At 73.2% G+C, this 17,749-nt stretch carries 15 protein-coding genes; 10 read left to right on the forward strand and 5 right to left on the reverse strand.

Going from position 1 to position 17,749, the window contains the following annotated elements; genetic code table 11:
* The first annotated feature begins 183 nt into the window (after positions 1-183).
* The 3 genes from aceE to OF819_RS17170 all read left to right on the forward strand — a co-directional run bounded on the left by aceE (position 184) and on the right by OF819_RS17170 (position 4,567).
* Positions 184-2,931: a pyruvate dehydrogenase (acetyl-transferring), homodimeric type gene (aceE, locus tag OF819_RS17160; protein ID WP_267244421.1), complete on the forward strand. Its 2,748-nt coding sequence runs from the start codon at positions 184-186 to the stop codon at positions 2,929-2,931.
* A gap of 293 nt (positions 2,932-3,224) precedes the next feature.
* Positions 3,225-4,061 (forward strand): ion channel, encoded by an 837-nt coding sequence (locus tag OF819_RS17165; RefSeq protein ID WP_416370557.1) that lies wholly within the window; start codon positions 3,225-3,227, stop codon positions 4,059-4,061.
* Positions 4,058-4,567, forward strand: a complete 510-nt coding sequence (locus OF819_RS17170; protein WP_267244423.1) for a GNAT family N-acetyltransferase — start codon at positions 4,058-4,060, stop codon at positions 4,565-4,567. Before OF819_RS17165 ends, OF819_RS17170 begins: the two co-directional genes overlap by 4 nt.
* On the opposite strand, the gene OF819_RS17175 is transcribed toward OF819_RS17170, so the two are convergent.
* Positions 4,548-4,997 (reverse strand): peptidase inhibitor family I36 protein, encoded by a 450-nt coding sequence (locus tag OF819_RS17175; protein ID WP_267244424.1) that lies wholly within the window; start codon positions 4,995-4,997, stop codon positions 4,548-4,550. The two genes, OF819_RS17170 and OF819_RS17175, sit on opposite strands and share 20 nt — an antisense overlap.
* Before the next feature lie 215 nt (positions 4,998-5,212).
* On the opposite strand from OF819_RS17175, the gene OF819_RS17180 reads away from it, so the two are divergent.
* The 7 genes from OF819_RS17180 (at position 5,213) to OF819_RS17210 (ending at position 12,966) form a co-directional block, all read left to right on the forward strand.
* On the forward strand, positions 5,213-6,430 hold the full coding sequence (locus OF819_RS17180; RefSeq protein ID WP_267244425.1) for an alpha/beta hydrolase: 1,218 nt from the start codon (positions 5,213-5,215) through the stop codon (positions 6,428-6,430).
* 95 nt (positions 6,431-6,525) lie between these two features.
* Positions 6,526-7,377, forward strand: coding sequence for a DUF4429 domain-containing protein (locus OF819_RS17185; protein ID WP_267244426.1), 852 nt, complete (start codon positions 6,526-6,528; stop codon positions 7,375-7,377).
* A 100-nt stretch (positions 7,378-7,477) separates the two neighbouring features.
* Positions 7,478-8,863, forward strand: a complete 1,386-nt coding sequence (locus OF819_RS17190) for a sensor histidine kinase (RefSeq protein WP_267244427.1) — start codon at positions 7,478-7,480, stop codon at positions 8,861-8,863.
* Positions 8,860-9,543, forward strand: a complete 684-nt coding sequence (locus tag OF819_RS17195; protein ID WP_267244428.1) for a response regulator — start codon at positions 8,860-8,862, stop codon at positions 9,541-9,543. The genes OF819_RS17190 and OF819_RS17195 overlap by 4 nt, the downstream gene beginning before the upstream one ends.
* 138 nt (positions 9,544-9,681) lie before the next feature.
* Positions 9,682-10,680 carry an alpha/beta hydrolase gene (locus tag OF819_RS17200; protein ID WP_267244429.1) on the forward strand — a complete coding sequence of 333 codons (999 nt, stop codon included), beginning with the start codon at positions 9,682-9,684 and terminating at the stop codon, positions 10,678-10,680.
* 59 nt (positions 10,681-10,739) lie between these two features.
* Positions 10,740-12,023: an acyltransferase family protein gene (locus OF819_RS17205; protein WP_267244442.1), complete on the forward strand. Its 1,284-nt coding sequence runs from the start codon at positions 10,740-10,742 to the stop codon at positions 12,021-12,023.
* Between the two features lie 124 nt (positions 12,024-12,147).
* Entirely contained in the window at positions 12,148-12,966 is an 819-nt protein-coding gene (locus OF819_RS17210; protein WP_267244430.1) for a serine hydrolase domain-containing protein, read from the forward strand.
* Here the strand turns inward: OF819_RS17210 and OF819_RS17215 are convergent.
* The 4 genes from OF819_RS17215 to murJ all read right to left on the reverse strand — a co-directional run.
* Entirely contained in the window at positions 12,929-13,561 is a 633-nt protein-coding gene (locus OF819_RS17215; RefSeq protein ID WP_267244431.1) for a hypothetical protein, read from the reverse strand. The genes OF819_RS17210 and OF819_RS17215 overlap by 38 nt on opposite strands.
* Complete coding sequence (locus OF819_RS17220; protein WP_267244443.1) at positions 13,558-15,174, reverse strand: sensor histidine kinase; 1,617 nt, start codon at positions 15,172-15,174, stop codon at positions 13,558-13,560. Before OF819_RS17220 ends, OF819_RS17215 begins: the two co-directional genes overlap by 4 nt.
* Positions 15,175-15,302: 128 nt before the next feature.
* Positions 15,303-15,983: a response regulator transcription factor gene (locus OF819_RS17225; protein ID WP_267244432.1), complete on the reverse strand. Its 681-nt coding sequence runs from the start codon at positions 15,981-15,983 to the stop codon at positions 15,303-15,305.
* A gap of 43 nt (positions 15,984-16,026) precedes the next feature.
* The coding region (gene murJ / locus OF819_RS17230) for a murein biosynthesis integral membrane protein MurJ (protein WP_416370558.1) at positions 16,027-17,749 on the reverse strand (1,723 nt) is incomplete at its 5' end.

Raw genomic sequence — 17,749 nt, forward strand, 5'->3', positions numbered from 1 at the left:
GACGCGCTCACGGTGCGCACACCACCCGCCCACCACCCGCCCGCGACCTGACACAGGACTTCATGGTTACCCCTGGGTAGAGATGACGTTTCCCGTCCAGCGGTACACGATGGGAGACGGTGCACGTCCGCCCTGTCACATCTCCCGCCCTGTCACAACCTCTCCTAACAGTGAAGGAATAGCGTGGCTCCCGGATCAGATCGCAACCCGATCATCATTGGCGGCCTTCCCAGTCAGGTCCCGGACTTTGATCCCGAAGAGACCCAGGAGTGGCTGGACTCCCTTGACGCCGCCGTCGACGAGCGGGGGCGGGAGCGCGCCCGCTACCTGATGCTCCGCCTGATCGAGCGGGCCCGCGAGAAGCGCGTGGCCGTGCCCGAGATGCGCTCCACGGACTACGTCAACACCATCGCCACCAAGGACGAGCCGTTCTTCCCCGGCAACGAGGAGATCGAGCGGAAGATCCTCAACGCCACCCGGTGGAACGCGGCCGTCATGGTCTCGCGCGCCCAGCGCCCCGGGATCGGCGTCGGCGGCCACATCGCCACCTTCGCCTCCTCCGCCTCCCTCTACGACGTGGGCTTCAACCACTTCTTCCGCGGCAAGGACGAGGGCGACGGCGGCGACCAGATCTTCTTCCAGGGCCATGCCTCCCCCGGCATCTACGCCCGCGCCTTCCTCCTCGACCGGCTCAGCGACGCCCAGCTCGACGGCTTCCGCCAGGAGAAGTCCAAGGCCCCCGACGGCCTGTCGTCATATCCGCATCCGCGGCTGATGCCGGACTTCTGGGAGTTCCCGACCGTCTCCATGGGCCTGGGCCCGATCAGCGCGATCTACCAGGCGCGGATGAACCGCTATATGGCGGCCCGCGGCATCGCCGACACATCCAAGTCCCACGTCTGGGCCTTCCTCGGCGACGGCGAGATGGACGAGCCGGAGTCCCTCGGCCAGCTCTCCATCGCCGCCCGCGAGGGCCTGGACAATCTGACCTTCGTGGTCAACTGCAACCTCCAGCGCCTCGACGGCCCGGTGCGCGGCAACGGCAAGATCATCCAGGAGCTGGAGTCGCAGTTCCGCGGCGCCGGCTGGAATGTGATCAAGCTGATCTGGGACCGCACCTGGGACCCGCTGCTCGCCCAGGACCGCGACGGCGTGCTGGTCAACAAGCTGAACACCACGCCGGACGGGCAGTTCCAGACGTACGCCACCGAGACCGGCGCATATATCCGCGACCACTTCTTCGGCGACGACCACCGGCTGCGCGCGATGGTCGCGAACATGACCGACCACCAGATCCTGATGCTCGGCCGCGGCGGCCACGACCACCGCAAGATCTACGCCGCGTACTCGGCGGCCCGCGCGCACAAGGGCCAGCCCACGGTGATCCTCGCCCAGACCGTCAAGGGCTGGACCCTCGGCCCGAACTTCGAGGGCCGCAACGCCACCCACCAGATGAAGAAGCTGACGGTCGACGACCTCAAGGGCTTCCGGGACCGGCTGCACCTGCCCATCGCGGACAAGGATCTTCAAAGCGGCCTGCCGCCCTACTACCACCCCGGCCGCGACTCCGAAGAGATCCAGTACATGCACGACCGGCGCAAGTCGCTGGGCGGATACGCACCGACCCGCGTCGTGCGCGCCAAGCCGCTGCCGCTGCCTGACGACAAGGCGTACGCGGCGGTCAAGAAGGGCTCCGGACAGCAGTCCATCGCCACCACCATGGCGTTCGTCCGGCTGCTGAAGGACCTGATGCGGGACAAGGAGATCGGCAGGCGGTTCGTGCTGATCGCGCCGGACGAGTACCGCACCTTCGGCATGGACTCCTTCTTCCCGAGCGCCAAGATCTACAACCCGCTGGGGCAGCAGTACGAGGCGGTCGACCGCGAGCTGCTGCTCGCCTACAAGGAGTCCCCCACCGGGCAGATGCTGCACGACGGCATCTCGGAGGCCGGCTGCACCGCCTCGCTGATCGCCGCGGGCTCCGCCTACGCCACCCACGGCGAACCGCTGATCCCGGTGTACGTCTTCTACTCGATGTTCGGCTTCCAGCGCACCGGCGACCAGTTCTGGCAGATGGCCGACCAGCTGGCACGCGGCTTCGTCCTGGGCGCGACCGCCGGGCGCACCACGCTCACCGGCGAGGGCCTGCAGCACGCCGACGGCCACTCACAGCTGCTGGCCTCCACGAATCCGGCGTGCGTCGCCTACGACCCCGCCTTCGGCTTCGAGATCGCCCATATCGTCAAGGACGGACTGCGCAGGATGTACGGCTCCGACGCCGAACACCCCCACGGCGAGGACGTCTTCTACTACCTGACCGTCTACAACGAGCCCATCCAGCACCCCGCCGAACCCGACGACGTGGACGTGGAGGGCATCCTCAAGGGCCTCCACCGTCTCAAGGCCGGCGAGTCCGGCGAGGCGCCCGCCCAGATCCTGGCGTCCGGCGTCGCCGTGCCCTGGGCCCTGGACGCGCAGCGGCTGCTGGCCGAGGAGTGGAACGTCCGCGCCGACGTATGGTCGGCGACCTCCTGGAACGAGCTGCGGCGCGACGCCGTCGCCGCGGATGAGCACAACCTCCTCCACCCGGAGGAGGAGCAGCGCGTTCCGTACGTCACCCGGAAGCTGTCCGGGGCGGCCGGGCCGTTCGTCGCGGTCTCCGACTGGATGCGGTCCGTGCCCGACCAGATCTCCCGCTGGGTGCCCGGGACATACACCTCCCTCGGCGCCGACGGCTTCGGCTTCGCCGACACCCGCGGCGCGGCACGGCGGTACTTCCACATCGACGCGCAGTCGATCGTGCTGGCGGTGCTGACGGAGCTGGCGCGGGAGGGGAAGCTCGACCGCTCCGTGCTGAAGCAGGCGATCGACCGGTACCAGCTGCTGGACGTCGCGGCGGCGGAGCCGGGGGCGGCGGGCGGCGACGCGTAGTCGCCTGCGGCGGGCGTACGGGGCCCGAGGCGCACGGGGCCCAAGGCTCGGGCGCGCCTCGGCTGGCGTCTGGGCCCCGGGGCGCGGGGGTGCGGCTGCGCATCCGTGCGGGTCGCCCGGGGCCCGGGCCGGTGCCTCTCCCACCCACCCTCCCGTTTCCAGTGCTCCGCCAGCCGCGGGCGGGAGGGTGGGCAAGGACCCGCACCCGGGAAGACCCGCGCGCGGCGCCGCACGGGGGTGCGGGGGCGAAGCCCCCGCACCGGAAAGAGGGGGCGTCCCGCAGAGCCCCTAGCATGGCGCGCATGAACGAAACGTCCGCCCAAGATCGGTGGGAGCGGCGCAGCCAAGGTCCGCTCCTCTGGCTCGCCGCCGCCTTCGCCGTCGCGTACGCCGTCCCCATCGTCGCCCCCGACTCCGCCCCCTGGGTGCGCACCATGTGCGTGATCACCAACTGGGCGGTCTGGACGGCGTTCGCCGTGGACTACGCCGTGCGGCTGTGGCTCGCCGAGAACCGGCTGCGTTTCGTCCGCGCCAACCCGCTCTCGCTGCTTGCCGTCCTGCTCCCGCTTCTCCAGCCGCTGCGGCTGCTCAAGCTGGTCTCGATGCTGCTGCTCGCGGGCCAGCGGGCCCGTATGGCCTCGCAGGTGCGGGTGACCGTGTATGTGGCGGGCTCCTGCCTGGGGCTGCTGATCTTCGGGGCGCTGGCGGTGCTGGAGGTGGAGCGGCATGAGCCCGGTGCGTCGATCCAGTCGCTGGGCGACGCCCTGTGGTGGGCGTTCACCACGATGACCACGGTGGGGTACGGAGACATGGCGCCCACAACGGGCATCGGCCGCGTCCTGGCCGTGGGGCTGATGCTCTCCGGCATCGCACTGCTCGGTGTGGTCACGGCGAACATCGCGGCCTGGTTCATCGCCCGCTTCGAGAAGGACGAGGACGCCGAGCGCCGTCAGTCCGAGGCCATCGAGGTGCTGACCGCCGAGGTCCGCGCCCTGCGGGCCGAGGTGGCACGGCTGTCGCAGCCGGGTCACGAGCCGGACCCCGCGCCGGACCCCGAACAGCGCCCCACGCCCGGCCCCGCGTCGGGTTCCGTCCCGGTCCCCGCGCCCCAGCCCGCGGCCGGGTCATGACCGCCGGGGCTCTGGTTCTCCGGCGCGCCAGCTCCTCCGACGCACCCGCCATGGCGGAGGTGTGGCTGCGTTCCTTCGCCGCCGCGCTGCCGACCGTACGCCGTGCGCACAGCGACGACGCGGTGCGGAGCTGGTTCAGCCATGTCGTCGTGGAGCGGTACGAGACCTGGGTGGCGGACGCCGGGGGATCGGTGATCGGGCTGCTGGCGCTCGACGGCTCGGAGCTGGAGCAGCTCTACCTTGATCCGGCATGGCGCGGCCGGGGTGTGGGGGACCGGTTCACGGAGCTGGCGAAGCGCCGCCGCCCGCAGGGGCTGGGGCTGTGGACGTTCCAGGTCAACGGGCCTGCGCGGCGGTTCTACGAGCGGCACGGCTTCACTGCCGTCGAGTGGTCCGACGGGCGGCGCAACGAGGAAAAGGAGCCGGACGTCCGCTATGTCTGGCACCCCGCACCCGCGCCACCGGGACGCTCCGGGGCGACAGCGCTTAGCTCTCCCACAGTTTGAACGCCCTCACCCGGTACGGCGACCGCGGGGCCCATGTCCCGCTGCCGGGATATGTCTCGAACTCGCCCGTCTCCGCGCACTCCGCCGACTGGTAGGTGGTGACCGGCCGTCCGGTCCTGTTGGCCAGCGACTGGGCCGCGGCACCGGACGGCAGCCGGACGCAGGATTCGATGTCGATGTGGGTGAGTTCGAAGGTCCGGCGGGTTCCCTGGAAGTCGTCCTCGGGCCACAGACAGAGCTGCCCCGGCCCGCAGGGCCCGAGGTCCGCGGCGGCGCGGGACGCCGTGGCGGCAGGGGACGCCGTGGCGGTGGCGGCAGTGGCCGGCAACAGGGCGGCGGCAGCCGTGGCGGTGGCCGGCAGCAGGGCGGCGGCGGTCGCGGCGAGCACCGCGAAGGCGGCGGCAGCCGTGGCGGTGACGGTCGTCCGCATCTGGTTCTCCCCCGTACGGTGTGGTCCTGCCGTGGGACCACGGTGAGCCGCCCGGCCCCAGCCGGGGAAGGGGCCTTGGAGCCGATCACCCGGATAGGCGACATCCAGGCTGTCAGCCCGACAGCCGTGCACGTCCACGGTGCGCGCAGGCGCGAAACGTGATCTGCCTCACGGTATTCACAGCGGTGCACATGAGTCTCCTAGGGTGTCCCGCAGTGACTTCCTTCGACTCCTCCCCCACCCTCTCCGTCTGGCGCGCACTGCTGGCCCTGGCCGTCGTGTTCGTGATGCTGGCGACGACCGGCTGGACCGCCGTACGGCACCAGGGCGGTCCACGCGACGCGCTGGAGGCCGAGTTGGCCGGGTGGCGGAAGGAGCGGGTGGGGACCCGTGCCCTGCCGTCGCCCGACGCTCCGCCGCGGCGCGTCGCCGCTTTCTTCGCGTCGATCGGCGCGGCGCGGCAGACCGGGCTCGCGGATCGCTTTCCCCGTATCGTCGGCAATCTCAACGGCGCGCCCGTCAGCCTGCGTTACCGTGCCAACCGCAGCTCTCTCGGCGCGACGCTGAAGACGGAGCGCGAGCGGCTTGGCAAGGCCGCGTCCCGGCTGACCCGCGAGGGCCGGCACACCGCCGTCCGCCGGCTGCACCGCTTTGAGGCGCTGATGGCCCGCGACCGGCAGATCCTCGCCTTCGACCCGTCCGGTTCGGGGAAGGTCGCCGAGGTCTTCGGCGACCTCGAACGCGCCGACCGGGTCTCGGTCGTGGTCCCGGGCGTCGACACCAGTCTGCTCACCTTCCAGAAGACCGCGCGCAAGTACACCGCCCCGGTGGGCATGGCGCAGTCGCTGTACGCCGCCGAGCGGGCCGCGGCGCCCGGCGTCCGTACGGCGGTCATCGCGTGGGCGGACTACACCGCACCCGTCGGGATCGGCATGGACTCGGCGATCGGCCGGCTCGCGGAGAGCGGCGCGGTGCGGCTGACGGCGCTCACCGAGGCGCTGCCGGGCGACTCGGAGGTCGCGCTGTTCTGCCACAGCTATGGCTCGGTGGTCTGCGGGGTCGCCGCGCGCGGCCTGCCGCGGCGCGTCAGCGATCTGGCGGTGGCGGGCAGCCCCGGCATGCGGGCGGAGAACGTCGCGGGCCTGGGCACTCACGCCCGGGTGTGGGCGATGCGGGACGAGGACGACTGGATCGGGGATGTGCCGCATTTGGCGCTCGGCGGGCTCGGGCACGGCGAGGACCCGGTCGCGCCGGGCTTCGGCGCCCGGGTGCTGTCGGCGGCGGGCGCGGTCGGTCACGGGGGCTATTTCGAGCCGGGAACCGGTAGTCTGGCGAACTTCGCCGCGCTAGGCGTCGGTTCCTACGACGAGGTGGAGTGTGCGCCGGGACACCGGCACTGCCGCAGGGGAATTTCCGGCGGAAGCGGTCTCTGACGCGCGTAGACCATCGTGGATCGAGGTGGATCCGGGTGGATTTGGCTGGTTGCCAAGGGGCGACGCGCGGGCGTACGCCGCATACGATGAGGCGTATGGGTGATGTGCTGGCGGGAATTCAAGCCACCTGGGAGTTCGAGTCCGACTCCGTGCTCATCCGCTTCGAACGGGGGATCCGCACGCCGAAGCTCCTCTCCGCGCTCGGTGAACGGCGCATCCCCCACGAGGCGTTGGCGTCGGTGACGCTCACTCCCGGCAAGCGGGGGACGGTAGTGCTGCGCGCCGTGCCCAGATCCGGCGCGGATCCGCTGATGGAGGCGGCCGCGGGCCAGCTCAAGGAGGTTTGCGACCCGTACCGGCTGGTGCTGCCTGCCGAGCGGGAGACGCTCGCCGAGTACTACGCCGACGAGCTGCGCGCCCGCCTCGGCCCGGACGCGGACCGGCCGGCGGACCGCTTCACCGTGGCGGCCCCGCCCCCGCCGCTGCACTTCAAGGCGTATGACGGCAAGGCCTCCTTCGACGGCTCGCATGTCTCCTTCCGCTGGTTCTGGACGGGCGCGTCGTCGGCGAAGTGGAAGGCCGGCGACCAGAGCTTCCCGGTGGCGGAGCTGAGCGGGGTCGAGTGGCGCTCGCCCGAGGTCTTCGACGGCTGTCTGCGGCTGCTGCGGAACGGGAAGACACCCGCGGGGCAGGCGGACCAGGACCCCGCCGCGGTGGTGTTCGGGCTGGGTTACGGGCCGGTGCACGAGTCGCTGCCGTTCGCCGCGGCGGTGCTGGAGGCGGTCCGCACGACGTCGGCCGTCCCGGCCCTGACGATCCCCTCGGCCCGCCGCGACCCCGCGGACATCGCGGAGCGAATCCGGCATCTGGGGGAGCTGCACCAGGCGGGGCTGGTCACGGACGAGGAGTTCACCACCAAGAAGGCGGAGCTGCTGGCGCAGCTGTGACCGGGACCGGACCCCGCTCCCTCATACCCCGGTATGAGGACGCGGGGCGGACCCCGGTATGACGCCCGGTCCGGCGCGGGCGCATACGCTGGGCCGGGTCATGTCCTCCACACCCCGTCCCCCCTCCCCCCAGGCCTCCCCCATGCGCGCCCTGCGCTCCGCGCCTTCCGGTGTACGGGCCGCGCTGCGCGGGCTCGCGCACCCCTCACATCCGCCTGTCGCGCTGCTCGCCGGGGCGCCCCGGCGGTGGCAGCGGCTGCTGCCGTATCTCGCCGTGGTGGCGCTCACCGCGACGTTCCTGCCGGTCACGGTGACTGTCCTGACCGATCAGTACGGAATGAACGCCGCGCTGGCGGGCGCGATCGCGACCGGCTCCGCGGCGCCGCTGCTGGCGATCGCGCACCGGCCGCTCCAGGCCTGGTGGGTGATCTTCCCGGTCGACGTCGTCTGCGCGCTGAATCTCGCGGGGCTTCAGCCGGAGGACAGCGTCACCTGGCCCTGGCCGCCGCCCATCCTCATCGGCTATCTGTTTCTGATGCTGGCGCTCGCGCTGCGGGAGCCGCGCCGCACCCTGCTGACCGTATGGCTGCTGACCGGCGGCGTGGGCCTCGTCCTCGGGCAGCTCCGGCCGGGGCTGAGCGAGGGCAGCAATGTCCTTCTGTTCGTCCTCAGCGGCGTCGTGCTGGTCATCGGCGGCGCGGTGCGGGAGCGCTCGGAGGCGCAGCGCAGGCTCGTCGAGCAGGAGACCATCAGCGAGGCGGAGCGCGCGCAGCGCACGCTGCTGGAGGAGCGGGCGCGGATCGCCCGCGAGCTGCACGATGTGGTGGCCCACCATATGTCGGTGATCACGGTGCAGGCGGACTCCGCGCCGTATCGGATCGAAGGGCTGCCCGAGGCGGCCCGCGAGGAGTTCGGCACGATCGCGGCGAGCGCACGTGAGTCGCTCACCGAGATGCGGCGGCTGCTCGCGGTGCTGCGCAGTGAGAACGCGGCGGGTGAGCGGGCCCCGCAGCCGGGGCTCGACCGGGTGCAGCAACTGGTGGAGGCGACGGTGCGGGCGGGTGTGCCGGCCGAGCTGTCGCTGCCGGCGGGCCTGGGGCCGGTGCCGCAGGCGGTGGATCTGTCGGCGTACCGCATCGTCCAGGAGGCGCTGGCCAACGTCGTACGGCATGCGCCCGGAGCGAGCGTCCGGGTGTCGGTGACCTCCGACGGCGGGCATCTGACCGTGCTGGTCGTCAACGGGCCCGCGCGCAAGGCCGGTTCGCCGCTGGAGACGGCGGGCACCGGGCACGGACTGGTCGGGATGCGGGAGCGCGTACGGTTGACGGGCGGCACGCTGGACGCCGGGCCGCTGCCGGACGGGGGCTTCCGGGTCGCCGCGCGGCTGCCGCTCGCCCCCGCCGGCGCCGCACACAGCACAGACGCCGCAGACGCGGCAGATTCCGCACACACCACGGAAACCACCGCCCCGGAGGCCCCCGCGTGACCATCCGCGTGATCATCGTCGACGACCAGGCCATGGTCCGCGCGGGATTCGCCGCGCTGCTCGCCGCGCAGCCGGACATCGACGTGGTGGGCGAGGCCCCGGACGGCCGCGCGGGCGTCGACGTCAGCCGGGCCGCCCATCCCGATGTGGTGCTGATGGATGTGCGGATGCCCGAGATGGACGGGCTGGCGGCGGCCCGCGAGCTGCTGGCCCCTCCGCCGGGAGCAGTCCACCGCCCCAAGGTGCTGATGCTGACGACCTTCGACGTGGACGACTATGTGTACGAGGCGCTGCGCGCCGGGGCGTCCGGCTTCCTCCTCAAGGACGCGCCGCCGGCCGATCTGATCGCCGCGGTGCGGGTGGTGGCCGCGGGCGAGGCGCTGCTGGCCCCCTCGGTCACCCGCCGGCTGATCGCGGACTTCGCCGCCCAGCGCCCCGCTCCGCGCAGGGACCGTGCGTCGCTGCGGCTGAACGGGCTGACGCCCCGTGAGACCGAGGTCCTGGAGCTGATCGCCCGCGGACTGTCCAACCAGGAGATCGCCGAGCGGCTGGTGCTCGCGGAGCAGACCGTGAAGACCCACATCGGCCGGGTGCTGGCCAAACTGGAGCTGCGCGACCGCGCCCAGGCGGTGATCTTCGCCTATGAGTCGGGTCTGGTGAAGCCCGGCGACGGCGTCTGAGCCCGCGCGCGAGGCCTCGTACACCCCCTACCCCGGTATCACCGGGGAGTTGGCTCCGCGGTGTGATCCGCGCGCGGTCGTCCCCTTCCTACGTTCGGCTCCCTCACGCCGAAGGACCGCTCAGAGGGAGACGACACGATGCGCCGCTACAAGAGGACCCTGGCCGCCGCCGCGCTGGCGGCCACCGTGGTCGCGGGGACGGCCGGCTGGGCCTCGGGGAACGCGCAGCGCCCGGTCACCGGACCGCCGCCGGGCAGCGCCGCATGGACGGCGGACACCTCGCTGGGCCGCCCGCTGCCCGACCCGGCCGCCGCGTCGCCCGCCCAAGTGGCCGCGTTCTTCGCCTCGCTGACCGGGGATCAGCGCAGCGCACTGGTCCGCAGGCATCCGCTGGTCGTCGGCAATCTGGACGGCGCGCCGCTGTCGCTGCGCTTTGCGGCGAACGCCCGGACGCTCGGTCTCGCCGAGGGTTCTCACCGGCGGGTCCTCGCCTACGATCCGCGCGGCCGCGGCCAACTCGCCGAGGTGTACGGGGACATCGCCGGGGCCGAGCGCGTCGCCGTGATCGTGCCGGGGTCGGATGTGGACGCGGACCACTTCGACCGTACGGCGGCGATGGCGCGGGCGCTGACGGAGGCGACGCACGGCAGGACCGCGGTCATCGCCTGGGCCGGGTACACCACGCCCGTCGGCGTGGGACTGGACGCGGCGACCGGCGGTCTCGCGGAGGCGGGCGCCGAGCGGCTGACCGGGCTGGCCGAGGGGCTCGCCGCGAACGGGGTGAACAAGCCGGCGCTGTTCTGCCACAGCTATGGCTCCGTGGTGTGCGGGCTGGCGGCGAAGGACCTCGACGTCAGCGACATCGTGGTCTTCGGGTCGCCGGGCATGCGCGCCGACCACGCTGCCGATCTGCACACCACGGCCCGTGTCTGGGCGGCGAAGAGCCCCGACGACTGGATATCGAAGGTCCCGAATGTACGGTTCGCGGGGCTCGGCCACGGCAACGATCCGGCCGGGGCCGGCTTCGGCGCCCGCCGTGTCGCCGCGGACGACGTCACCGGCCACGCGGGCTATCTCACGCCCGGCACGGACTCGCTGCGCGCGTTCGCCGCGATCGCGGAAGGGGACGTGACGTGATCCCCTTCTCGGCATTCGCCCGGATGCCCTCCCGGGCGCTCACCCGGACACCCGCGCCGATGCTGACCCGGGCAGCCGCCCGGCCACAGACCCGGCCACAGACCCGGACACAGACCCGGACACAGACCCGGACACCCGCGCGGGCAGCCGCCCAGGCAGCCGCCCGGATCGACGCGCAGACCCCGGCGCACCGCGACCGCGCGATCGACGGCCTGCGGGCGCTCGCCCTGCTGGCCGTGCCCGTCGGCCACTGGATGCTCGGCGGCTTCACCCTGGACTCCGCGGGAGCGCTGCACAACGCCAGCCCGCTGTCCGCGTTCGGCTTCTTCGCGCCCGTCAGCTGGGTGCTCCAGATGCTCGGCGTCTTCTTCCTCGTCGGCGGCTATGCCTCCGTGCTCTCCTACCGCCGCCGCACCGGCACGGCCGGCGACTGGCTGAGGGGCCGGCTGGCCCGGCTGGGCAGGCCGGTGCTCGGTGTGACGGCGGTGTGGGCGGCGCTGATCCCCGTGCTGTACGCGCTGGGCGTGCCGGGCGACACGGTCAGGACCGCCACGACGCTGGTGATCCAGCCCCTGTGGTTCGTCGGCGTCTATGCGGCGGTCACCGCCCTCACCCCGTACTGCGTACGGGCCGCCCGCCGCTTCGGGGCCGCCTCGGCCGCCCCGCTGCTGGGCGCGGTCGCGGTCGTGGACGTCCTGCGCTACGGCCCGTACGCGGAGGCGATGCCGTCCTGGCTGAGCGCGCTGAACATCCTGCCCGGCTGGCTCTTCGCCTACCAGCTGGGCGTCGCCTGGGGCGAGCGCCGTCTCGGACGGCGCGCCGCCGCGGTGCTGCTGCTCGGCGGCGCGGCCCTGTTCGCGGCGCTGCTGCTGGTGTTCGGCTATCCCGCGTCGATGGTGGGCGTGCCCGGCGCGGCCCGTACGAACTCCCATCCGCCGTCGCTGCTCGTCCTCGCGCTGGCCGCGGCGCAGAGCGGGGCGGCGATCCTGCTGCGGGACCGGATCGCCGGGCTGCTGCGCCGGCCCGCGCTGTGGGCCCCGGTCGTGGTCGTCAATCTGTCGGCGATGACGGTCCTGTGCTGGCATCAGACGGCCATGCTGGCCGCCGCCGTGCCCGCCGCCTCCTTCCTGGGCGCGGTCCCGGGCCTGACCACGCCCCCGGAGACGGCCGGGTGGATCGTGGCCCGGCTGGCCTGGCTGCCGCTGTTCGCGGCCCTGCTGGTCCTGATCGGCCGCCGCACCCGCGCCTTCGAGGCGCCGTGGCACGGCGCGGGCCGGGGGCGGCGGGTGGTCGCGGGCCTGCTGGCGGCGTTCTTCGCGGTGTTCGCGCTGGGGCTGGCGTGACGCCGGGCCGACCGCACGGTCACCTGGCGGGAACGTTCCGTACAGGGGCCCGTTCCGAACAGGGGCCGTTCGGTACAGGGGCCCGTTCCGTACATATGTCCGCCCACCCCTTAGGCTCGTACGCATGCAGAGCCTGGCGATGATCGAGAACTGGCCGGCCCCAACCGCGGCGGCCGCCGTCGTACGCGCGGACGGAACCGTGGCCGGCGCGCACGGCCCCACCGGACGCCGTTTCCCGCTCGCCTCCGTCACCAAGCCGCTCGCCGCGTACGCGGTGCTCGTGGCGTACGAGGAGGGGGCGGTCGAACTCGACGAGCCGGCCGGCCCCGAGGGCTCGACCGTGCGGCATCTGCTCGCCCACACCTCCGGGCTCGCCTTCGACGAGCACCGCGCGGTCGCCGCGCCCGGCACACGCAGGATCTACTCCAACGCGGGCTTCGAGGTGCTCGGCGACCACATCGCCAAGGCGACGGACATCCCGTTCGCGGAGTATCTGCGGCAGGCGGTTCTCGAACCGCTGGGGATGACCTCGACCGTGCTCGACGGGTCCCCGGCCAAGGACGCCGTCTCGACGGTCGACGACCTGGTGCGCTTCGCCGCCGAGGTGCAGGCCCCGCGGCTGCTCGACGCCCGTACGGTCCTGGAGGCGATGACCGTCGTCCATCCGGGGCTGACCGGCATCCTGCCCGGCTACGGGCATCAGAAGCCCAACGACTGGGGCCTCGGCTTCGAGATCCGCGACGGCAAGTCCCCGCACTGGACGGGCGTCTCGTCGTCGCCGCGCACCTTCGGGCACTTCGGCCAGTCGGGCGCCTTCCTGTGGATCGACCCGGACGCGGGCGCGGCGTGTGCGGCGCTGACGGACCGGGCGTTCGGGCCGTGGGCGATCGAGGCGTGGCCGCCGTTCACGGACGCGGTGCTGGCGGAGCTGAAGACTGCCTGAGGGTGAGGGGGCGGGTCTCGACGGCCGGTGACGTGGGCGAGGCGTCGGCTGCGTCTGCTGCGTTCTCTTCGCCGCAGCGCGCCGCGGGCAGTTTGCCGTCCGGGCCGGTGAGGAGCACCTCGGCGGCGCCCTCGGTGTCGGCGGCGTACGCGGCGGTGCACACCAGCTGGCGTACGGCGTTCTCCGGCAGCCCGCGCACCGCGAACGGGGCCCTGATCTCGACCCGGCCGGGGAACCCGGAGGACGGCAGCACCCGCATCGGGCCGACGGGCGGCGGGGGCAGGGCGCTGTCCAGCCCGGTCTCCTGCTCGTGCGGCAGCGGCCCCGCCGTCAGCGCGGTGAGGCTCTTGCCGATCGCCTCCTGCGCTACGCGCAGCTCTTTGCGGTCGCTGAGGTCCGAGTCGGCCGACCGGGCCACCGGCACCAGGTGCCCCTCGGGGCCGACGAAGAACAGCAGCAGCCGGTATTCCTCGTCGGGGTAGACCTCGATGGTGGCGGGTCCGCCGGCCTCGACGACACCGGTCCCCTGCACTCCGCAGCCCGCCAGCAGCACGGCCGCCGATGCCACGACGGCACGGCGCAGGGCCCGCCTCACGGCGTCGCCTCCTGCGCGGCCGGCGGCTCCTCCGCCGTCAGGGGCAGCTCGACGGTGAACACGGCCCCGCCGTCCGCTGCGTTGGCGGCGCGGACCGTGCCGCCGTGCAGCCGTACGTTCTCCAGGGTGATGGCCAGCCCGAGGCCGCTGCCCGCCGAGCGGGTGCGGGCGGCGTCCGCCTTGTAGAAGCGGTCGAAGAGATACGGCATGGCCTCCTCGCTGATGCCGGGGCCGCTGTCGGCGACCTCCATGACCAGGACGTCCGGCCCCGGCTCAGGGGTCTCAGCGGTCTTGTGGGCGCCGGCGGTCCCGGTGCGCACCCGGACCGTGACGGGCGCGGCGCCGTGCCGCAGCGCGTTCCCGACGAGATTGGCCACGATGACGTCAAAGCGCCGCGGGTCGACGCGGGCGCGGATGCCCTCGGGCAGATCAGCGACGACGCCGACGGGGCCGGTGGGGCCGGCGGGGTCGCTCCAGCGGCGGCTGTGCAGGGTCTTGCGGACCGTCTCCGCGATGTCGACCTCGTCGAGGTGCAGTTCGGCGGCGCGCGCGTCGAAGCGGGAGATCTCCATCAGATCCTCGACCAGGGTGGCGAGTCTGCCCGTCTCCACGCTGATCAGCCGGACGGCGGCGGCGGTGTCGGGGTCCAGCGACCCGGCGTCCTCGTCAAGGAGTTCGGTGACGGCGAGCATCCCGGCGAGCGGGGTGCGCAGTTCGTGCGAGACGTCGGCGGCGAAGCGGCGGGCGCGGACCTCGGCGCGCTGGAGTTCGTCCACCGACCGCTCCAGCGCGCCCGCGGACTCGTTGAAGGTGCGGGCGAGGTCGGCGAGTTCATCCGACCCCTTGGCCTGGATACGGGTGTCGAGCCGGCCGCGGCCCATGCTGCGGGCCGCTTCGCGCAGTTCCCGCACCGGCCGCAGCACGCTCCGGGCGGACAGCAGCGCGGGCACGAGCGCCACGGCGAGCCCGGGAACCGCGCCGTCACGGGCGGCGATCACCATGGCCCGTACATTGGCCTCCTCGTCCGTCAACGGCATCACCGCGTACAGAATCAGCCCGCTGGGCTGGGAGGAGTGGCCGGTGGCGAAGACCGCGGGCACGGCGATGGTGAGGTAGGGGGTGCCGCCCTTGACGACGCGCTGGAAGCTGCCGCGGGGGTTCGCGTGGGCGGCGCTGCGCAGCTCCGGGGTGATGACGGTGGAGACGGGATTGCTGGTGGAGGAGACCCGGACCGATCCGTACTCGGCGAAGACAAACCAGGGGCGGGGCTTTCCCCGGCCGGCGATGCGGTGCAGCACCTGCTGGAGGTGGCGGCGGTCCACGGGGAGGCCGACGGCGAGGGTGGCCACCTGGTCGCGGAAGGAGGAGACGGCGGTGTCCTGCGCCTGCTCCAGGATGGCGTTGCGGGCTTCGCGGTAGGTGAGGGTGGCGGTGGTGCCCGCGCTGACGGCGGCGACGAGGAGGAAGGCGAGGACGAGGCGGGTGCGCAGCCCGAAGCGCGCCCGGGGCTTGCGGGCCTGTGCGCGGTCCTGTGCTTCCCCGGCTGCCTCGCGTGCGGCGCTCGCAGCGTTGTCTTGTTCGCTTCTCCGCCCACTCGGCGAAACTCCGGCCATCGCCGCCGCCTGCGACCCGGCTGCCTCGCGCGCGACGCTCACAGCATCATCTTGTTCGCTTCTCCGCCCACTCGGCGAAACTCCGGCCATCGCCGACGCCTGCGACCCGGCTGCCCCGCGTGCGACGCTCACAGCGGGCCGAAGCGGTAGCCGAAGCCGCGCAGGGTCTGTATGTAGCGGGGGCTGCCGGGCACGTCCTCGATCTTGTTCCGCAGCCGCCGGACACAGGCGTCGACCAGCCGGGCGTCGCCGTGGTAGCTGTGCTCCCAGACGTGTTCGAGGAGCTGCTGTCTGCTGAAGACCTGCTCGGGCGCGGCGGTCAGATACAGCAGCAGCTTCAGCTCGGAGGGCGCGAGCGTGAGCGGCTGCCCGGACTTGGAGACGCTCAGCCCGGCGCGGTCGACGGCGAGTTCGCCGTGGACCTCGACGGCGGGCCGCCCGGCGGGCGGCTCGATCCGGCGGAGCACCGCCCTGATCCGGGCGTCGATCACATCGGTGCGGGCGGGTTTGACGATGTAGTCGTCGGCGCCCGCCTCCAGCCCGACGACGACGTCGAAGTCGTCGCCGCGGGCGGTGAGCATGATGATCGGCAGCTGGCTGGTCTCCCGGACCCGGCGGCAGATCTGCACGCCGTTCAGGCCCGGCAGCATCAGATCCAGCAGCAGCAGATCGGGGCGGAAGTCGCCGAGTGCGGCGAGCCCGGACTCCCCGGTGCCCGCGCTGCGCACATCGTGCCCGCGTCGGCGCAGCCCGAGTTCGACGCCTTCACGGACGGAGGGGTCGTCTTCGATGAGCAGGACGCGTGGCATGAGTGGAGTGTCCCAACGGTGTGTCCGGGCAGGTCGGAGGGGGTCAGCTGGTGCGCCTGAAGCGGCGGCCGGCTTTTCGGAGCACGGCCTGCACCTCGTCGAGGCGCAGCGGCCGGGCCAGCAGCGCGTAGACCGCCGCGATGGCGGCCGCGCCCGCCGCGGCGGCGGCAAGCGGGCCGTGGTCGGCGGTCTGCTCGGCGGCGAGGCGGGCGAGGACTGCCGCGGGGGCGGCGGCGAGCAGCAGCCGGGCGAGGGCGGCGGCCGTCGGGGAGCGCCACAGCCGGGCGCGGGCGTCCGGGCGGGAGCCGGGGCCGGGGCGGGAGCCGGGGCCGGGGCGGGGGCGGGGGCGCGGGCCGGAGGGTCCGGCGAGCCTGCGGCGGAGGGCGTACGCGGTGACGGCCCAGCCCGCGAAGAGGGCGGCCGAGTAGGCCCCGGCCATGCCGGTGACCGCCCAGCGCGCGGGCAGCAGCAGATACGCGGCGGCCGAGCCGCCCGCGTTGAGCACCACGATCACCAGATTGAGCAGGAAGGGCGTACGGGTGTCGGAGAGCGCGTAGAAGGCGCGGGAGAGCACGTACTGGCCGGAGAAGGCGATCAGCCCGGGCGCGAACGCCATCAGCGCGCCCGCCATGACGGCGATGTCGCCGGCGTCGGTCCTGCCGTGCTGGTAGACGAGCGCCATGACCGGCTGGGCGAGCGCGAACAGCGCGCAGGCGGCGGGCACGACGACGGCGAGGCTGTTGCGCAGGGCGTAGGAGACGTCCCGGCGCACGGCCGCGGCGTCGCCGTCGGCGGCCGCGCCGCTCATCCGCGGCATCAGGGCGGTGACCAGGGAAACGGTCACGATGCCGTGCGGCACGGCCCACAGCACATAGGCGTTGTTGTACGCGCTGAAGCCCGCGCCGCCGTCGATGCCGAGGGCGGCGGCCCGGGTGCCGGCGGCGGTGGCGAGCCGGGTCACCGCCCAGTACGCCAGCTGGTTGGTCAGCACCAGCAGGACCAGCCAGCCCGCGGAGCGCAGCGGCCGGGTCAGCCCGCTGCCGCGCCAGTCGAACCGCGGCCGCCAGCGGAACCGGGCCGCGCGCAGCGACGGCCACAGCGCGAGCGCCTGGACGGCTATGCCGGCGGTGGTGCCCCAGCCGAGGAGGGCGGTCTCGGCGGGGGTGAGCGTGCCGCCGGTGCCCGCCGTGGCCAGGAACAGCCCGAACACGGCGATGACGACGACGTTGTTGAGGACGGGCGTCCACATCATCGCGCCGAACCGGCCGCGGGCGTTGAGCACCTGCCCGAGCAGGGTGAACAGCCCGAGGAAGAAGATCTGCGGCAGGCAGTAGCGGGCGAAGGCCACGGTGGCGGTCCGCTGCCCGCCCGTGTAGTCGGTGTAGACGTCGACGATGGCGGGCGCGGCGAGCACGGCCGCGGCGGTGAGCGCGAGCAGTGCGACCGTGCAGACGGTGAGCAGGCGGTCGGTGTACGCGGCTCCGCCGTCGTCGTGCTCCTTGGCGGCCTTGACGAGCTCTGGCACGAAGACGGCGTTCAGCGCGCCGCCGAGGAGCAGCATATAGACGATGGTGGGCACGGAGTTCCCGACGGCGTACCCATCGGCGACCACCCCCACCCCGAGCGCCGCGGCCACTGCTGCGGACCGCACAAACCCGGTGGCCCGCGACACGACGGACCCGGCGGCCATGACGGCCCCGCTCCGCGCGACGGACGCCTGCCGGGGGGCATGTTCCGCGGCCACCGCGGGCCGGTCCCCTGCGGGC

This window comes from Streptomyces sp. PR69 (assembly GCF_026420845.1).
In the GTDB taxonomy this organism is placed as follows: Bacteria; Actinomycetota; Actinomycetes; order Streptomycetales; family Streptomycetaceae; genus Streptomyces.